This is a genomic window from Aidingimonas halophila (assembly GCF_900106955.1).
Taxonomy (GTDB): Bacteria; Pseudomonadota; Gammaproteobacteria; order Pseudomonadales; family Halomonadaceae; genus Aidingimonas; species Aidingimonas halophila.
The window spans coordinates 15,351-28,649 of sequence record NZ_FNNI01000007.1; the positions used below are offsets into that span (position 1 = coordinate 15,351).

General features: G+C 58.8%; 15 protein-coding genes. 9 read left to right on the forward strand and 6 right to left on the reverse strand.

The window, feature by feature from the left end; genetic code table 11:
* Positions 1-15 precede the first annotated feature (15 nt).
* Entirely contained in the window at positions 16-777 is a 762-nt protein-coding gene (locus BLW01_RS13635) for a FadR/GntR family transcriptional regulator (protein WP_373294272.1), read from the reverse strand.
* A 69-nt stretch (positions 778-846) separates the two neighbouring features.
* Entirely contained in the window at positions 847-2,007 is a 1,161-nt protein-coding gene (argE, locus tag BLW01_RS13640) for an acetylornithine deacetylase (protein WP_092570660.1), read from the reverse strand.
* A gap of 131 nt (positions 2,008-2,138) precedes the next feature.
* Between argE and BLW01_RS13645 the strand changes: the two genes are divergently transcribed.
* The 7 genes from BLW01_RS13645 to nfi all read left to right on the forward strand — a co-directional run bounded on the left by BLW01_RS13645 (position 2,139) and on the right by nfi (position 8,584).
* Positions 2,139-2,870, forward strand: coding sequence for a FadR/GntR family transcriptional regulator (locus BLW01_RS13645; protein ID WP_092570662.1), 732 nt, complete (start codon positions 2,139-2,141; stop codon positions 2,868-2,870).
* Between the two features lie 183 nt (positions 2,871-3,053).
* The gene (locus tag BLW01_RS13650; protein WP_092570663.1) at positions 3,054-4,016 is read left to right on the forward strand and encodes a Bug family tripartite tricarboxylate transporter substrate binding protein; all 963 of its coding nucleotides are present in this window, start codon (positions 3,054-3,056) and stop codon (positions 4,014-4,016) included.
* A 138-nt stretch (positions 4,017-4,154) separates the two neighbouring features.
* On the forward strand, positions 4,155-5,711 hold the full coding sequence (locus tag BLW01_RS13655) for a tripartite tricarboxylate transporter permease (RefSeq protein WP_092570665.1): 1,557 nt from the start codon (positions 4,155-4,157) through the stop codon (positions 5,709-5,711).
* A complete protein-coding gene (locus tag BLW01_RS13660; RefSeq protein ID WP_092570667.1) occupies positions 5,708-6,163 on the forward strand; it encodes a tripartite tricarboxylate transporter TctB family protein in 456 nt (151 codons plus the stop codon). Before BLW01_RS13655 ends, BLW01_RS13660 begins: the two co-directional genes overlap by 4 nt.
* Before the next feature lie 10 nt (positions 6,164-6,173).
* The gene (locus BLW01_RS13665) at positions 6,174-7,337 is read left to right on the forward strand and encodes a mandelate racemase/muconate lactonizing enzyme family protein (RefSeq protein WP_092570668.1); all 1,164 of its coding nucleotides are present in this window, start codon (positions 6,174-6,176) and stop codon (positions 7,335-7,337) included.
* Positions 7,338-7,477: 140 nt separating this feature from the next.
* Positions 7,478-7,897 (forward strand): DUF1499 domain-containing protein, encoded by a 420-nt coding sequence (locus BLW01_RS13670; RefSeq protein ID WP_217635543.1) that lies wholly within the window; start codon positions 7,478-7,480, stop codon positions 7,895-7,897.
* Between the two features lie 9 nt (positions 7,898-7,906).
* Positions 7,907-8,584 carry a deoxyribonuclease V gene (gene nfi / locus BLW01_RS13675; protein WP_092570670.1) on the forward strand — a complete coding sequence of 226 codons (678 nt, stop codon included), beginning with the start codon at positions 7,907-7,909 and terminating at the stop codon, positions 8,582-8,584.
* 6 nt (positions 8,585-8,590) lie between these two features.
* Here nfi and BLW01_RS13680 read toward each other — a convergent pair whose 3' ends face one another.
* On the reverse strand, positions 8,591-9,481 hold the full coding sequence (locus tag BLW01_RS13680; protein WP_092570672.1) for an aldo/keto reductase: 891 nt from the start codon (positions 9,479-9,481) through the stop codon (positions 8,591-8,593).
* 170 nt (positions 9,482-9,651) lie between these two features.
* Between BLW01_RS13680 and tpx the strand changes: the two genes are divergently transcribed.
* Both tpx and BLW01_RS13690 read left to right on the forward strand, forming a co-directional pair.
* Positions 9,652-10,152, forward strand: a complete 501-nt coding sequence (gene tpx, locus BLW01_RS13685; protein WP_092570674.1) for a thiol peroxidase — start codon at positions 9,652-9,654, stop codon at positions 10,150-10,152.
* Between the two features lie 107 nt (positions 10,153-10,259).
* The gene (locus BLW01_RS13690; RefSeq protein WP_092570676.1) at positions 10,260-10,691 is read left to right on the forward strand and encodes an OsmC family protein; all 432 of its coding nucleotides are present in this window, start codon (positions 10,260-10,262) and stop codon (positions 10,689-10,691) included.
* A 100-nt stretch (positions 10,692-10,791) separates the two neighbouring features.
* Here the strand turns inward: BLW01_RS13690 and BLW01_RS13695 are convergent, their stop codons facing one another.
* The 3 genes from BLW01_RS13695 to BLW01_RS13705 are packed head-to-tail and all read right to left on the reverse strand — an operon-like array spanning position 10,792 to position 13,250.
* Positions 10,792-11,454 carry a gamma-glutamyl-gamma-aminobutyrate hydrolase family protein gene (locus BLW01_RS13695; RefSeq protein ID WP_092570678.1) on the reverse strand — a complete coding sequence of 221 codons (663 nt, stop codon included), beginning with the start codon at positions 11,452-11,454 and terminating at the stop codon, positions 10,792-10,794.
* The gene (locus tag BLW01_RS13700; protein WP_092570680.1) at positions 11,451-12,449 is read right to left on the reverse strand and encodes an amidoligase family protein; all 999 of its coding nucleotides are present in this window, start codon (positions 12,447-12,449) and stop codon (positions 11,451-11,453) included. Before BLW01_RS13700 ends, BLW01_RS13695 begins: the two co-directional genes overlap by 4 nt.
* A 54-nt stretch (positions 12,450-12,503) precedes the next feature.
* Entirely contained in the window at positions 12,504-13,250 is a 747-nt protein-coding gene (locus tag BLW01_RS13705; protein ID WP_092570683.1) for a sulfite exporter TauE/SafE family protein, read from the reverse strand.
* Between the last annotated feature and the right edge of the window lie 49 nt (positions 13,251-13,299).

The following is a 13,299-nucleotide window of genomic DNA, read 5'->3' on the forward strand; positions in this document are numbered from 1 at the left end:
GACTGTCACGGTCAATCAATAAGGGTCCAGGTCCCGCCCCAAGGTACTGCCGCCGGGCTCCAGTCCTAACGCATCGGCGGTACCGTCGAGTACCGCCTGGGCGGCCAGAAAGGCATCCCGTGGCCGGCGCGCCCGTATGCACTCCATGACCTGACGGTGGCGTTCCAGGCTGTCTTCCGGGTCAGTGGCACTGACATTGGACATCGATACCAGCAGGTAGATCGATGGTTTGAGGATGTGGGATAGCTGCGACCAGACGATATTGTGCGTCGCCTTGTAGATGGCAACGTGGAATGCCACGTCATAGTCATTGTGGAGACGGCGTTCCTCGGCACAACTGGCGTTGTTGAAGTTCTGCTCCATGCCCTCGAAGGCTTCCTCGATGGCCACCAGGTCGCGTGCCTTGGCGCGCCGGGCGGCCGTCATGGCAACATAGGGCTCGACATCCAGCCGGAAGGCAAGAATCTCGCGGTGGATGCGGGGATTGGGTGCGGCATAGCGCGTCATCCAGTCGGTGACCATGGGGTCGAGGATATTCCAGGATTCGTAATCTCTGACTTTCGAGCCGTGGCCGGAAATACGCTCGATGATGCCGGTATCCACGAGTTGCCGGAGGTCACTCCGTACGGCGGAACGATTGAGGGCGAACTGCTGGGCGAGATCGACCTCCTTGGGGACGAAATCGCCGGGTTGATAACGTCCGGAGAAGATGGTTTCCGCCAGATACTCGGCGATACTCGGGCGTGGAGATGACTTGGATGCGGTTGCCTTCACGATAGGGGGTCAGTCCGGATAAATGTCGTTTCAACGTGCCATATGTTGAACATACAGGCAATATGTTGTGAGTCACTCAGTCTCTGACAAGACCTCTCCCAGGCGTACCATGAAACGCTCACCGGCTTCCAGCTGTTCATGGTCGATGTATTCGTCGGGTTGGTGTGCCTGGGCAATGCTGCCGGGACCGCAGATGATCGTCGACAATCCGGCCCCCTGGTATTGGCCGGCTTCGGTGGCGTAGGCCACCGCTTCGTTACGACGCGAATCCAGCAATTGATGGCATAGCGTCAGGGCAGTCTGGTTGTCGCGGTCGGCCAGGGCGGGCACGGTATCGGTCAAGCACTTGGTCTCGATGCGTATCTCCGGGGCTCGTTGGCGCAGGCCGGCCTGCAGTTCATCGGCGTAGGCCGTCAACCGCTCGAGCAGTTCCTCGGCCTTATCGTCGGGAAGATGGCGAATCTCCCAGTCGAAGTGGCATTCCCGCGCCATGATGTTGATGGCGGTTCCCCCTTGAATCTTGCCGACATGCAAGCTGGAGTGCGCGACATTGAAAGCTTCATCGACACGACCTTCCGTGCGCAGTTCGCTCATGATGTCCTCGATCTTCGTCACCAAACGCGCTGCGACGTGAATGGCGGAGACACCCTGATAGATCTGACTGGAATGCGCTTCACGGCCCGTGACGGTGGTGCGCAGGTTGGTCACGCCTTTTTGCGCGACGACCGGTGCCATGGAGGTCGGTTCGCCGACGATGACGGCGGCGGGGCGAGGCTGGTCTTCCATCAGCCGTTCGATCAAGCGTGGGGCCCCCAGACAACCGACTTCTTCGTCATAGGAGAGTGCCAGGTAGATGGGACGATCGAGTTCCTGTTGTGTCCACGCGGGCACTTGTGCCAGTGCACAGGCAATAAAGCCTTTCATGTCGCAACTGCCGCGACCGTAAAGGCGACCATCGCCCTTGTCGGTGAGCGTGAATGGATCACTGCTCCAGGGCTGACCGTCGACCGGAACGACGTCGGTATGCCCCGACAGTACGACGCCGTCTTCGTGCTTGGGACCGATGCGTGCCAGCAGGTTGGCCTTGCTGCCATCGTCGCTGTCGATGCGTTGATGAGGCACGCCGTAACTATCGAGGAAGCGCTCGATGAACTGGATCAACGCCAGATTGGAGTCGCGGGATACCGTGGCGAAACCGACCAGCGATTCGAGCATTTGTTTGGCGGTCGTCATGGGATGCCTCCAGCAGCGTTGCACATGCGCTTATCATGACAGCATTTGGCCATGATGTTGATACGATTAGCGAATCATCGCAATCCACGCTAGCGTAGGGCATAGGCTGTCGACACAGGAGAGGGGGCTTGATGGCTAACCATCAGCAGCGAGAGGAACTGCCTGGGCGAGCGCAAAGTGGGGGGCAGACGACCAAGTTGAGTGATCGAGTTTATGGCGACATCATCGATCGCATTATCAAACGGGAATTCGAGGAAGGGGACCGACTGCCTTCGGAAGAGGCGTTAGCACGCTCCCATGGGGTGTCTCGTCCGATCGTGCGCGAGGCACTGGCACGGTTGCGCAAGGATGGATTGGTGGACTCACATCGCGGTGCCGGCAGTTTCGTGCGTCGCCGTCCGACACGTGCGATGCTGGACTTTGCCCCGCTGGAAAGCCTCGCGGACATTCAGCGTTGCTTCGAATTCCGTATCGCTGTCGAGACGGAGTCTGCCCGGTTGGCTGCTCTCAACGCCACTGATGAAGACCGTCAGGCCGTGGGTGAGGCGCTGGGATTGCTGGAACAACGCATCCGTGACAACGCCCTCGGGGTGGATGCCGACTTCGGTTTTCATCTCGCCATCGCCAGGGCCACCCACAATCGTTACTTTTCCGATACTCTGCTATCGCTCGAGCAACCGATCACGTATGGCCAGAACCTGGCACGCGGTCTTGGTTTGCGACGCCCCTTGCATCATCTTCCGGAAGTGCAGGAAGAACATCGACACATAGCCGATAGCATCCTGACGGGCGATAGCGAGGCCGCTGCACGCCACATGCAGGCGCATCTCGGCAACTCCCGCCGTCGGGTATTTCAGGGCTGAGTACGACGTCAGTGTCAGCACCCGTACTTGACAACTTTTACAACTTGGCTAGCTTCCTAATCAGGGCCCTGCCATCGTCCCAATGGCGGCCTGATTCAGACGCAGCGTCCATACGATAAGACATAACAGGGCGACTGCATCGAGGTAACGCTTACTGCATAACAACGATCGGGAGCATGCCAAATGAAGTTCAATCGCAAACCACTTGTCGTGGCCATATCAACCCTGGCCGTAGTCGGGTTCAGTATGGCGGCGCAGGCAGACTATCCGGAAGAAGACATCACCTATATCATTCCCTTCGACCCTGGTGGTGAATCGGATGTGACCGCGCGATTCCAGGAACCGATTCTGGAAGAAGAACTGGGGGTCAGCGTGAATGTGACGCACCAGCCCGGCGGCGGTGGTGCCGTGGCCTGGAGCCAGTTCCAGAATGATGCGGAACCCGATGGGTACGAGATCATCGGCGTCAATATCCCCCATATCATCGGTCAGCCGATTCAGCGTAGCGACGCCGGCTTCGAAACCGATGACTGGCGTATCGTGACGTTCTTCCACTCCACTCCCAATGCGCTGATCGTGCCTGACGACAGCCCCTATGAAACGCTCGATGATCTGGTCGAGGATGCCAAGGAAAATCCGGAATCCATCACGCTGGGGGGTAGCGGCACCTATAGTGCCAACCATCTCGGTATGCTGCGTTTCGAAGAGGCTGCCGACATTGATCTGACTTACATCCCTTTCACCGGCACAGGCCCCCTCAAGGGAGCCATCGAAGGTAACCATCTGTCCGGTATTTTCAACTACACCATGCTGGGAACCGAGATGGAGGATGAAGCTCGTGTCCTGGCCGTGGCTTCAGAAGAACGTGTCAAGGCATTGCCGGATGCGCCGACCTTCAAGGAGCAGGGCTACGATATCGTCGGTGGCGCCTACCGAGGTGTGGCGGTCCCCAAAGACACACCGGATGAAGTGGTCGAAACCCTGGAAGATGCCTTTGCCAAGGCTAACGAGGAAATCGCTTCCAAGCAGGAGCCGCTCGGCTTCGTGATGGAAGATATCACCGGTGAGGAAGTCGACGAGGTCATTGGCCAACTACGAGACGCTTACGGACCGATCCTCGAAGAAGCTGCCGAAGAAGAGGAGTAAGTTGCTCTCCCTCGCTACCCGGTTTCGTGAATCGCGGAGCTGGGTGGCTTTTTTAGTGGATTCTTCTTCATCTTCAGGCGTGATCCTCATTATGTGGGTAACGCCATGATTTCGCCCGACGCCACGCTGGAGAGATAGATGGAGATGCTGCTGCAGGCACTGTCTTCGGTGCTGACGCTGGAAAGCTTTTTGACGGTATTGGTCGGTGTGACGCTGGGGCTGTTCATCGGGTCGTTGCCTGGCTTGACGGCGACCATGGCACTGGCGGTATTGCTGCCTTTCACATTTTCCATGGAGGCCTTGCAGGGACTGATCGCTCTGGGCGCCGTGTACATGGGATCGATTTATGGTGGCGCCTTCACCGCCATCCTGATCAATACCCCCGGTACCCCCTCATCCATTGCCACCACCTTCGATGGCTACCCCATGGCGAAACAGGGGCGAGCCTACGAAGCGCTGGCGGGAGCGACCATGGCCTCGGTCGTGGGTGGGGTCGTCGGGGTTATCTTCCTGTTGCTACTGGCACCGCCGCTGGCGCGGTTGGCCGTGGCTTTCGGTCCTGCCGAGATGTTCTGGGTCGCGATGCTGGGGCTGACGCTGGTTGCCAGCTTGTCAAGCGGCTCGCTGCTCAAGGGGCTGCTGGCAGGTTGTATCGGCATGATGTTGAGCACCATCGGGGTATCACCCGTGGGTGGCGAAACCCGCTTCACATTCGGCTATCCGCCACTCCAGGGTGGGATCGAGTTGATCGTGGCACTGATCGGTCTGTTCGTGATTCCTGAACTGCTGACCATGGCGGCGGAGGGTCGGGGAGCCATTCCCAGTGGTGGTGAACTGCGTAAGCGCGAGCTATCCATCGGCCGTATCGCCCGCCAGGTGTTCGGCAGACCGGCCAATCTAATCCGCTCCTGCTTGATCGGACAGCTCGTCGCCATCATTCCCGGTGCAGGCGGGAACGTCACGAGTCTGGTGGCCTATAACGAAGCGCGTCGATTTTCCAAGGATCCGAAAAGTTTCGGCAAAGGCAACCTGGAAGGTGTGGTCGCTTCAGAATCGAGCAATAACGTCATGGTCGCAGGCAGCATGATACCGCTGTTGACGCTGGGTATTCCCGGCGCGCCCCCGGATGCCATCATCTTGGGCGTGCTGCTGCTGCATGGCCTGCGTCCAGGACTCGACCTGTTCACCGAAACGGGCGTCTTGACCAACGGCTTCATCCTTTCGATGGGGCTGGCCGCCCTGATGCTGCTGCCGATTGGTTTATTGGGTGGTCGGATCATTCATCGTGCGGTGATCCGTACGCCGTACTACTTCCTGGTACCCAGTATTGCCATGGTCACTATTCTGGGCACCTTCGCATTACGCAACAGTATCGTCGATGTCGGCATCATGCTGATTCTGGGCACAGCAGGCTATTTTCTACGGCTGATCGGCATTCATGCCGCCCCCATCGTGTTGGGGCTGATTCTCGGTGGTATCGCCGAGCAAGGCTATGTGCAGACGATGCTGGCTGCGGTAGCGGATCCTGTTCCCTGGTTGCGGCTGCTCCAGAATCCCTTGTCGAAGATATTGGCCGGACTGGTGCTGGTCGGCGCGGCCACGGCCCTGATTCCCATCTGGCTGGAGCGTAGCGGCCGGTTGGCACGAGTCGATCAGGAACCGAATGCCCCGGGTGACCAGAAGGAGGAGACATGATCCTGCGTCTCAATACCGATGTCGTCGCCGGCCTGGTGGGGCTCGCCTTTGCCGCGCTCCTCTGGTTGCCTCATGGGAGCATGGGGCGCTTGAGCATCCTCTTTCCGCGAGCGGTACTGGTGATTCTGGTACTGCTGTCCGTGGTGTTGATCATCAAGGGATTCATTCGGCCCGGGGAGCGTCGTGTCGAAATTACCGGTAGTCCACGCCGACTGATGGTCGTTGCGATTGGTTTTTTCGTATGGTGGATTGCTATCAATCATATCGGCTTTCTGGTTTCGACGGTGGTGGCCTTCTACGCCCTGACCTGGTACCTCGCCAGCGTCGAGGGACCCGTCAGCTGGCATCGGCTCCTGCGCTGGAGCCCGGCGATTCTCTTGTTGGTCGGTGTCTTCTATCTGACGTTCAAGGAAGTGCTCAACATTCGTTTGCCGGCCGGCTTCTTGATCTAAAGGTGACAGCATGAAAATTACCGACATTCGCGAGGCCCGTGTCTCGATCGCGTCCGATATCGCCAATGCCTATATCTCCTTTGCCAGGATGGATGTCTCGGTGCTGGCCATTCATACCGATGTCACGGTCGATGGTCAGCCGGTGATCGGCTATGGCTTCAATTCCAACGGTCGCTATGCGCAGAGTGGCTTGTTGCGGGAACGATTCCTGCCACGCCTGAGAGAAGCCGACCCCGCTTCACTGCTGGATGACAATGGAACCAACCTGGACCCGTTCCGGGTCTGGGATGTCCTGATGGCCAACGAGAAACCGGGAGGGCACGGAGAACGCTCGGTGGCGGTGGGCATCATCGATATGGCGATTTGGGATATCGTCGCCAAGGTTGAGCGCCGTTCGTTGGCACAATTGCTGGCAGAACGTTACGGCGACGGTGAACCGGATCCACGCGTCCCCGTCTATGCTGCCGGTGGGTACTACTATCCCGATAAGGAAATTCGCGGTCTCCAGGAGGAGATGCAGGATTACCTGGATATGGGCTATACCGCCACCAAAATGAAGATCGGGGGCGTGCCGCTGGAAGATGACCTGCGCCGCATCGAAGCGGCCCTGGATATCGTGGGAGACCCGGCGTGTCTGGCAGTGGATGCCAATGGTCGTTTCGATCTCCAGACCACGCTGGCATTTGCCCAAGGCATGGCTCCCTATGGATTGCGCTGGTTCGAGGAGGCCGGCGATCCACTCGATTACGCATTGCAGTTGCAACTCGGCGAGCATTATGCGCCGCCGTCGGCGACGGGTGAAAACCTTTTCTCTCATCAGGACGTGCGCAATCTGCTGCGCTATGCCGGCATGCGTTCGGATAGAGACGTGCTGCAGATGGACCCCGCGCTCTCCTACGGCCTGGTCGAATACCTTCGCATGCTCGATGTACTGAAGACGCATGGCTGGTCGCCGCGTCAGTGCATTCCTCATGGGGGACATCAGTTTGCCTTGAACATTGCCGCTGGACTCAAGCTGGGCGGTAACGAGTCCTATCCCCGGGTGTTCGCTCCGTTCGGGGGATTTGCCGACTCCACCCCGATCGAGCAGGGGCGGGTGGCAATGCCGCAGATACCGGGAATCGGGTTCGAGGACAAACGTGAACTGATGGCGCTTTTCCACGACGCGCTTTAACGATGTGTCTTGGCAGCGGAATCGGGACTTGCTATGGTTAATCCAGCATATGGAATTATTTTCCATAAATGATTCCGATGGTTGATGACAGTGGTCATAATGTTTTGCTGATAGGTCCATAGATAGCGAGGAACGCCACCATGATGACCAATCCCTTGACGCGTAAGCGCCCATCCCACATCGGGGTTCACCATGGTCGACTGGCCAGTTGCCCGAACTCTCCCAACAGTGTCTGCAGCCAGGCCGAGGACAACGCCCATTATGTGGCACCGCTCGATCCCGGTAACCGCAGCAAGCAGGAGTTGATGGCACGTCTGCGAATCGCCATCGAAGGTTGTGAGGATGTGGAAGTCGTGACAGTGGATGATGGCTATCTGCATGCGGAATGTCACTCACCGTTGCTGGGGTTCGTCGACGACCTGGAATTTCTCTGGAGTGACGACGAAGGAGTCTGTCACGTCCGTAGTGCATCCCGCCTGGGCGTTACCGATCTCGGCAAGAACCGGGCGCGTGTCGAAAAGCTGCGTATGCTGTTGGAAGGGTGGGGCTTCTGCGATTAACGTAGGAGCATGATGGAATCCTTGCATGACTGGGATGTCACGCCGGCCCAGGCGGTGGCACTTCAACAGTGTCTGGCGGCCAGCGTCGAACGGGACGATCGCATCGCCGATGTCCAGCGCATCGCCGGTGTCGATATCGGTTTCGAGGATGACGGCGAGACGACTCGTGCCGCTGTCGTGGTTCTGAAGTGGCCAGGGCTCGGTGAACTGGAACGGGCCGTGCACCGTGAACCGACTCGTATGCCTTATATTCCCGGCCTGCTGTCATTCCGCGAAGTGCCCGCCGCGCTGCAAGCCTTCGCACGACTGACACACTCTCCCGATCTGGTCATGGTCGATGGACAGGGCATTGCGCACCCACGCCGTCTCGGTGTTGCATCTCACCTGGGTCTATGGCTCGACCTGCCGACGATCGGGGTTGCCAAGAAGCGTCTGTGCGGTCGTCATGACAGTGTTCCCGAGGCGCGTGGCGCCTGGACACCGTTCTGGGATCAGGATGCACAAGGCCAGCGTGAAGAGCTGGGAGCCGTCTTGCGCTCACGTCAGGGTGTCAAACCGGTCTACGTGTCGCCTGGCCACCGGATTGGCCTCGATACCGCAGTGACATGGGTGGTGCGCTGCCTGGGACGAACCAAGTTGCCGGAGCCGACCCGGCTGGCGGATCGGCTGGCATCTCGGCGGGGATGAGAAGTATCACACGATATCCAGCGCTGTTTTGCCGGATGGAGCGGGGTACAGTGCATCCAGACGTTCGATGGCTTCAGTGTCGAGTTCAATGTCGAGTGCATTGGCGTTGTCGGTGACATGCCCCGTGTCGACCGCCTTGGGAATGGCGATGACGTCGCGCTGCCCTTCGACGGGGCGTGTGGCCCATGCCAGTAGCAACTGTGCCGGTGTCAGGCGACGTTCCCTGGCCATTGACACGATATCGGCGTCGTTCAGAAGGTCCCGCCCCAGTCGTCCACCTTGAGCCAGCGGACAGTATGCCATCAGCGGTACTGCGTGTTGGCGGAGCGAGGGACGCAGCGAGTGTTCGATACCGCGTGAACCGAGATGATAGAGCACCTGATTGACCGCACAGGCATCGCCGCCGGGACATGCTGTGAGTTTCTGCATGTCGTCGACATCGAAATTGGATACCCCAAAGCGACGGATCTTGCCTTGCGCCTGCAAACGCTCGAAGGCCTCGAGAGTTTCCTCGAGGGGGATGCTGCCCGGCCAGTGCAGTAGATACAGGTCCAGATACTCGGTATTCAGCCGGGCCAGGCTGTGTTCACAGGCCTTGATGGCGCTGTCGCGTCCGGCGTTCCAGGGAAAGACCTTGGAGACCAGAAAAGCCTCGTCACGGCGGTCGGAAAGGGCCTTGCCCACGACGGTTTCGGCGCCGCCGTTTCCATACATTTCGGCCGTATCGATCAGGGTCATGCCCAGATCCAGTCCTTGTTGCAGAGCGCGGATCTCGTCTCGTTCGGCCGCCAGGCCTTCCCCCATGTACCAGGTCCCCTGGCCGATCACCGGAAGTGTTTCGGCCGGCTGATCATTGGTGGCCGCCAGTTCGACCGTCGGTCTTGAATCGGATGTCATGGTTTGTCCTTATAGTGGAAATTGTTTTCATCATCATGTTGGATTAGCAGACCGCTTCATGGCAAGAGGCGGTCGTGACATCAACGATCAGGCTTGAATATTGGCGACGATTGCCGCATGAATGGGGTGGGTAAGAAGGTGTTTTTCATGGTTCGTATCTAGGAGATCCCATGACACAGGTGACGCGTGCCGGTATCCCCGTCGAGGTGGTCGGTACTTTTCCTCAGCCGGGTAGGCCGGCGCCGGCACTGACGCTGACGACGCAGGAAATGCAGGATGTGACGCTGGAGAGCTTTGCAGGCAAACGCAAGGTGCTCAATATCCTCCCCAGTGTCGATACGCCGACGTGCGCGACATCGACTCGCAAGTTCAACGAACTGGCCTCGCAGATGGATAACACGGTGGTTCTCGTTGTCTCCGCCGATCTGCCGTTTGCTGCCAAACGGTTCTGTGGGGCGGAAGGCTTGGAGAACGTTATTACCCTGTCGACATTCCGCCATCCCGAGTTCCATGAAGATTACGGTGTCGCTCTATCGAGCGGACCCATGTCGGGGTTGACGGCGCGTGCCGTGATAGTCCTCGATGAGGATGACCGGGTGATCCATAGCCAGCTCGTGCCGGAAATAAAGGAAGAGCCGGATTACGATGCCGCCATGGCTGCGCTCAGGTGATGGCAGCCGTGGCTAGACTCCATCTACACTGAGGTGATCGGCGCCAGTCACTTGGCCGAGTCGCTTCACCAAGGAAACTCACTCAGCGTGATCAACCAGGAGGTTGTATGAGTATCAAGAAGACAGGTTCCGCCGAATGGCAAGGCAGTCTCAAGGAAGGCAAAGGCACGGTATCGACCCAAAGTGGTGCACTCAAGGACAATCCTTACGGTTTCAAGCATCGCTTCGAGGGTGAGCCGGGCACGAATCCGGAAGAGCTGGTCGGTGCGGCGCATGCCAGCTGTTATTCGATGGCGTTATCAATGATTCTGGGCGAGGCCGGGTTCGAGGCCGACAGCATCAAGACCGAAGCGACGGTCACTCTGGAGCCGGATGATGACGGATTCAGTGTGACACACATCCATCTGGATACTGCGGCACGTGTCCCTGGAGCGAGTGAGAGCGATTTTCAGGATGCTGCCAACAAAGCCAAGGCCGGCTGCCCGATTTCCAAGCTGTTGAAGGCGGAAATCACACTGACGGCCAAGCTCGACAGCTGATCCTGGCTGTCATCCTTCCGATGGTTCCGTGATGCCGGCCCGGTCCGGGTCGGCATCGCAGGTGATTCAGAGACGACAACGGTCGCATGGCGCCCGCGGATCAACGCGAGGCGGCGCGGATCAATGCCCGAATCAGGCGCTGCTGTGGGCGGTTGAAGATCAGCCACTCAGGATGCCACTGCACACCGATCAAGAAATGGTGCTCGCGTGACTCGATACCCTGCACGAGGCCGTTACGGTCGCGGGCCACGATGTCGATACCGTCCCCGGTACGTTGCACGGCCTGGTGATGCAGGCTGTTGATACGGCACCAACTGACACGCAGGATGCGATGCAAATGACTGCCACGGACGATATCGACAGTTTTGCGCGGTAGCACCGTGCGTCGCCGTTTGAGGCTCTTATGGGTCGTGTAGATGTCGGTATCCAGGGTGCCGCCAAGATAGACATTGATCAATTGCGCTCCACGGCAGATCCCCAGAACCGGGCAGTTTTGCGGAATGAAACGTTCGAGCAGCTCGAGTTCGAGACGGTCCCGCTCAGGGTCGACGCGTACGTCGAGCTGCATTTCACCACCATAGAGGTGGGCCTCGATATCATCCCCGCCGCCAATGATGAGGCCGTCGAGATGGTCTGGACGTTCCCGCGAGGGGGAGAGTCGTACGGGAATGCCTCCATGTCGACGTACCGCGAACCAGTCGAACCACCAGGCAATGCGGCTCTTTCGATCCGATGTCGTGATGCCGATCCGTGGACGCGTCATTCCTTCATCCAGCCTCGCAGTTTGTCCAACCAGCGCGACATGGGCGATTGCGTATGGTAGTCGAGATACTCGCGCGAACGGGCTTCGAGACATGCGCTATCCGCAGCGAGTCGCTCCACTTCCAGCCAACGGTTCCACTCGATGACGGCACCCCAATCGGATGAGGACAGCTGGGCATTGGGCAGGCGGTAGTGGAACGTCGGCCGCGGTTTGATCAATTCATCCTGCAGGCCACTGTGGTGGTGATCCGGACACAAATGGGCGAATAGAGGCAGTAGATCGAGTTCCCGATTGCGTGAATTGTTGTACTCGAGATAGTCGTCGATCAACACTTCCAGGCTCGGGTCGTAAGCCGGGTCGAGTACCTTGATACCGTAGGCCTTGGGGAACGGATTGGCGTGAGGGAGCACCTCCCGCGTGATATCGATGTCGATCTGGTCGCGTAGCCACTCGGCCAGTAACAGGTAGGCCCGCAAATGGGCGAGCAGACTGCTGACCTCGGTCGAAGGCACTTCCGGATTGAGATGCAGACCGAACCCGTAAAGCAGGCTGGCATCGGTGCCTTTGGCGCCCTGGTCCCTCAAGGCATTGAAGAGGGCATCGAGATCACCGAGTTCGTTCCACGGTACGGGAGGGCAGACGATCTCGGTGGGCACCAGACCGGCGACGACATCGCCGATCCATTCACGCGTCCGATTGTGTAACTCGACGCGCATGGGGTTACGCCCGGATTCATCCTTGTCCTGGGGTAAGTTGCCGATGATTTTACTGTCGGGATGGGCGTATTGGGCGTCGAGCTCGATGGCGAAATCACCCCAGCGGGTATCGACGACACGCAGACGGTGTGGACTGAGTGTTTCGATCTCGCCGCCGAAAAGCGTATTGACGAGTTGCGCGGCGTCCTGAGGCAGCATGCCGGCGAATTCGATCTCCACTCCTACACGACGGGGGCTGCCTTGGCGCGTGTAGGGTTGAGGTGGTGACTGTGGAATCATGGCGACATCCCCGTTGAACGTGTCATGAGCCTACCATACAGGCCGCGCGGTACGTCAGCTGCGCAGTGCCTGTGTGATCAACTGGACGCCGATGACCGCCATGGAAACGATGATCAGACGAAAGAACAGCCGTTCGCTGACACGGTGCTGCAACCACAAACCGCTGCGGACCCCCGCCCATGCCACGGGAACCAGTAGTGCCGATGCCCAGGCGCTGGCAATATTGATTTCTCCCAGCCATAGATAGGGTCCGAGCTTGAGCAGGTTCACCGCCGTGAACGTCACGACACAGGTGGCGATGAAGGTGGCCTTGTCGAGACCGCGAGGTATCAGGTAAAGATTGATCGGCGGTGCACCGGCATGGGCCAGAAAGCTGGTGAAACCGCAGCCGATACCGGCCGGCCAGGCCCAGACCGGATGAGGTTGCCGGGGGTTGGAAGGCTGGAAGAGCATATAGGCAGCAAACAGGATCGAGAGAACGCCGAGGATCAATCGGATGGCATCGTCGTTGAGTACCCCGCTCAGCAGCGTGCCGATCACGATCCCGACGATGGCACCGGGGATCAGGTGGCGAACTTCGACGCGTGAGTGCTTGCCCCACCAGGCGCGTATGCTGAATGCATCCATGGCGATCAACAATGGCAGCAACAGCCCGGCAGCCTCGACGGGGCCGATGGCGATCGCCATCAACGGGACTGAAAGACCACCGAAGCCACCCGCGAAGCCTCCTTTGGAAATTCCGGTGATGTAAGTCGCAAAAACGATCAGTCCCCAGGCAAAAAGCGAGTAATCCGGCAGCATGACGTTGCGTATCCTTACGTTCTGAGATGATTCGACAAAGCTTCCTACT

Excerpts from the sequence above, each read along its gene's own strand:
- argE (WP_092570660.1), bottom strand. The coding sequence starts at position 2,007 with ATGACGACCGCCAAACAAATGCTCGAATCGCTGGTCGGTTTCGCCACG.
- BLW01_RS13645 (WP_092570662.1), top strand. The coding sequence starts at position 2,139 with ATGGCTAACCATCAGCAGCGAGAGGAACTGCCTGGGCGAGCGCAAAGT.
- BLW01_RS13650 (WP_092570663.1), top strand. The coding sequence starts at position 3,054 with ATGAAGTTCAATCGCAAACCACTTGTCGTGGCCATATCAACCCTGGCC.
- BLW01_RS13655 (WP_092570665.1), top strand. The coding sequence starts at position 4,155 with ATGGAGATGCTGCTGCAGGCACTGTCTTCGGTGCTGACGCTGGAAAGC.
- BLW01_RS13660 (WP_092570667.1), top strand. The coding sequence starts at position 5,708 with ATGATCCTGCGTCTCAATACCGATGTCGTCGCCGGCCTGGTGGGGCTC.
- BLW01_RS13665 (WP_092570668.1), top strand. The coding sequence starts at position 6,174 with ATGAAAATTACCGACATTCGCGAGGCCCGTGTCTCGATCGCGTCCGAT.
- BLW01_RS13670 (WP_217635543.1), top strand. The coding sequence starts at position 7,478 with ATGATGACCAATCCCTTGACGCGTAAGCGCCCATCCCACATCGGGGTT.
- nfi (WP_092570670.1), top strand. The coding sequence starts at position 7,907 with ATGATGGAATCCTTGCATGACTGGGATGTCACGCCGGCCCAGGCGGTG.
- BLW01_RS13680 (WP_092570672.1), bottom strand. The coding sequence starts at position 9,481 with ATGACATCCGATTCAAGACCGACGGTCGAACTGGCGGCCACCAATGAT.
- tpx (WP_092570674.1), top strand. The coding sequence starts at position 9,652 with ATGACACAGGTGACGCGTGCCGGTATCCCCGTCGAGGTGGTCGGTACT.
- BLW01_RS13690 (WP_092570676.1), top strand. The coding sequence starts at position 10,260 with ATGAGTATCAAGAAGACAGGTTCCGCCGAATGGCAAGGCAGTCTCAAG.
- BLW01_RS13695 (WP_092570678.1), bottom strand. The coding sequence starts at position 11,454 with ATGACGCGTCCACGGATCGGCATCACGACATCGGATCGAAAGAGCCGC.
- BLW01_RS13700 (WP_092570680.1), bottom strand. The coding sequence starts at position 12,449 with ATGATTCCACAGTCACCACCTCAACCCTACACGCGCCAAGGCAGCCCC.
- BLW01_RS13705 (WP_092570683.1), bottom strand. The coding sequence starts at position 13,250 with ATGCTGCCGGATTACTCGCTTTTTGCCTGGGGACTGATCGTTTTTGCG.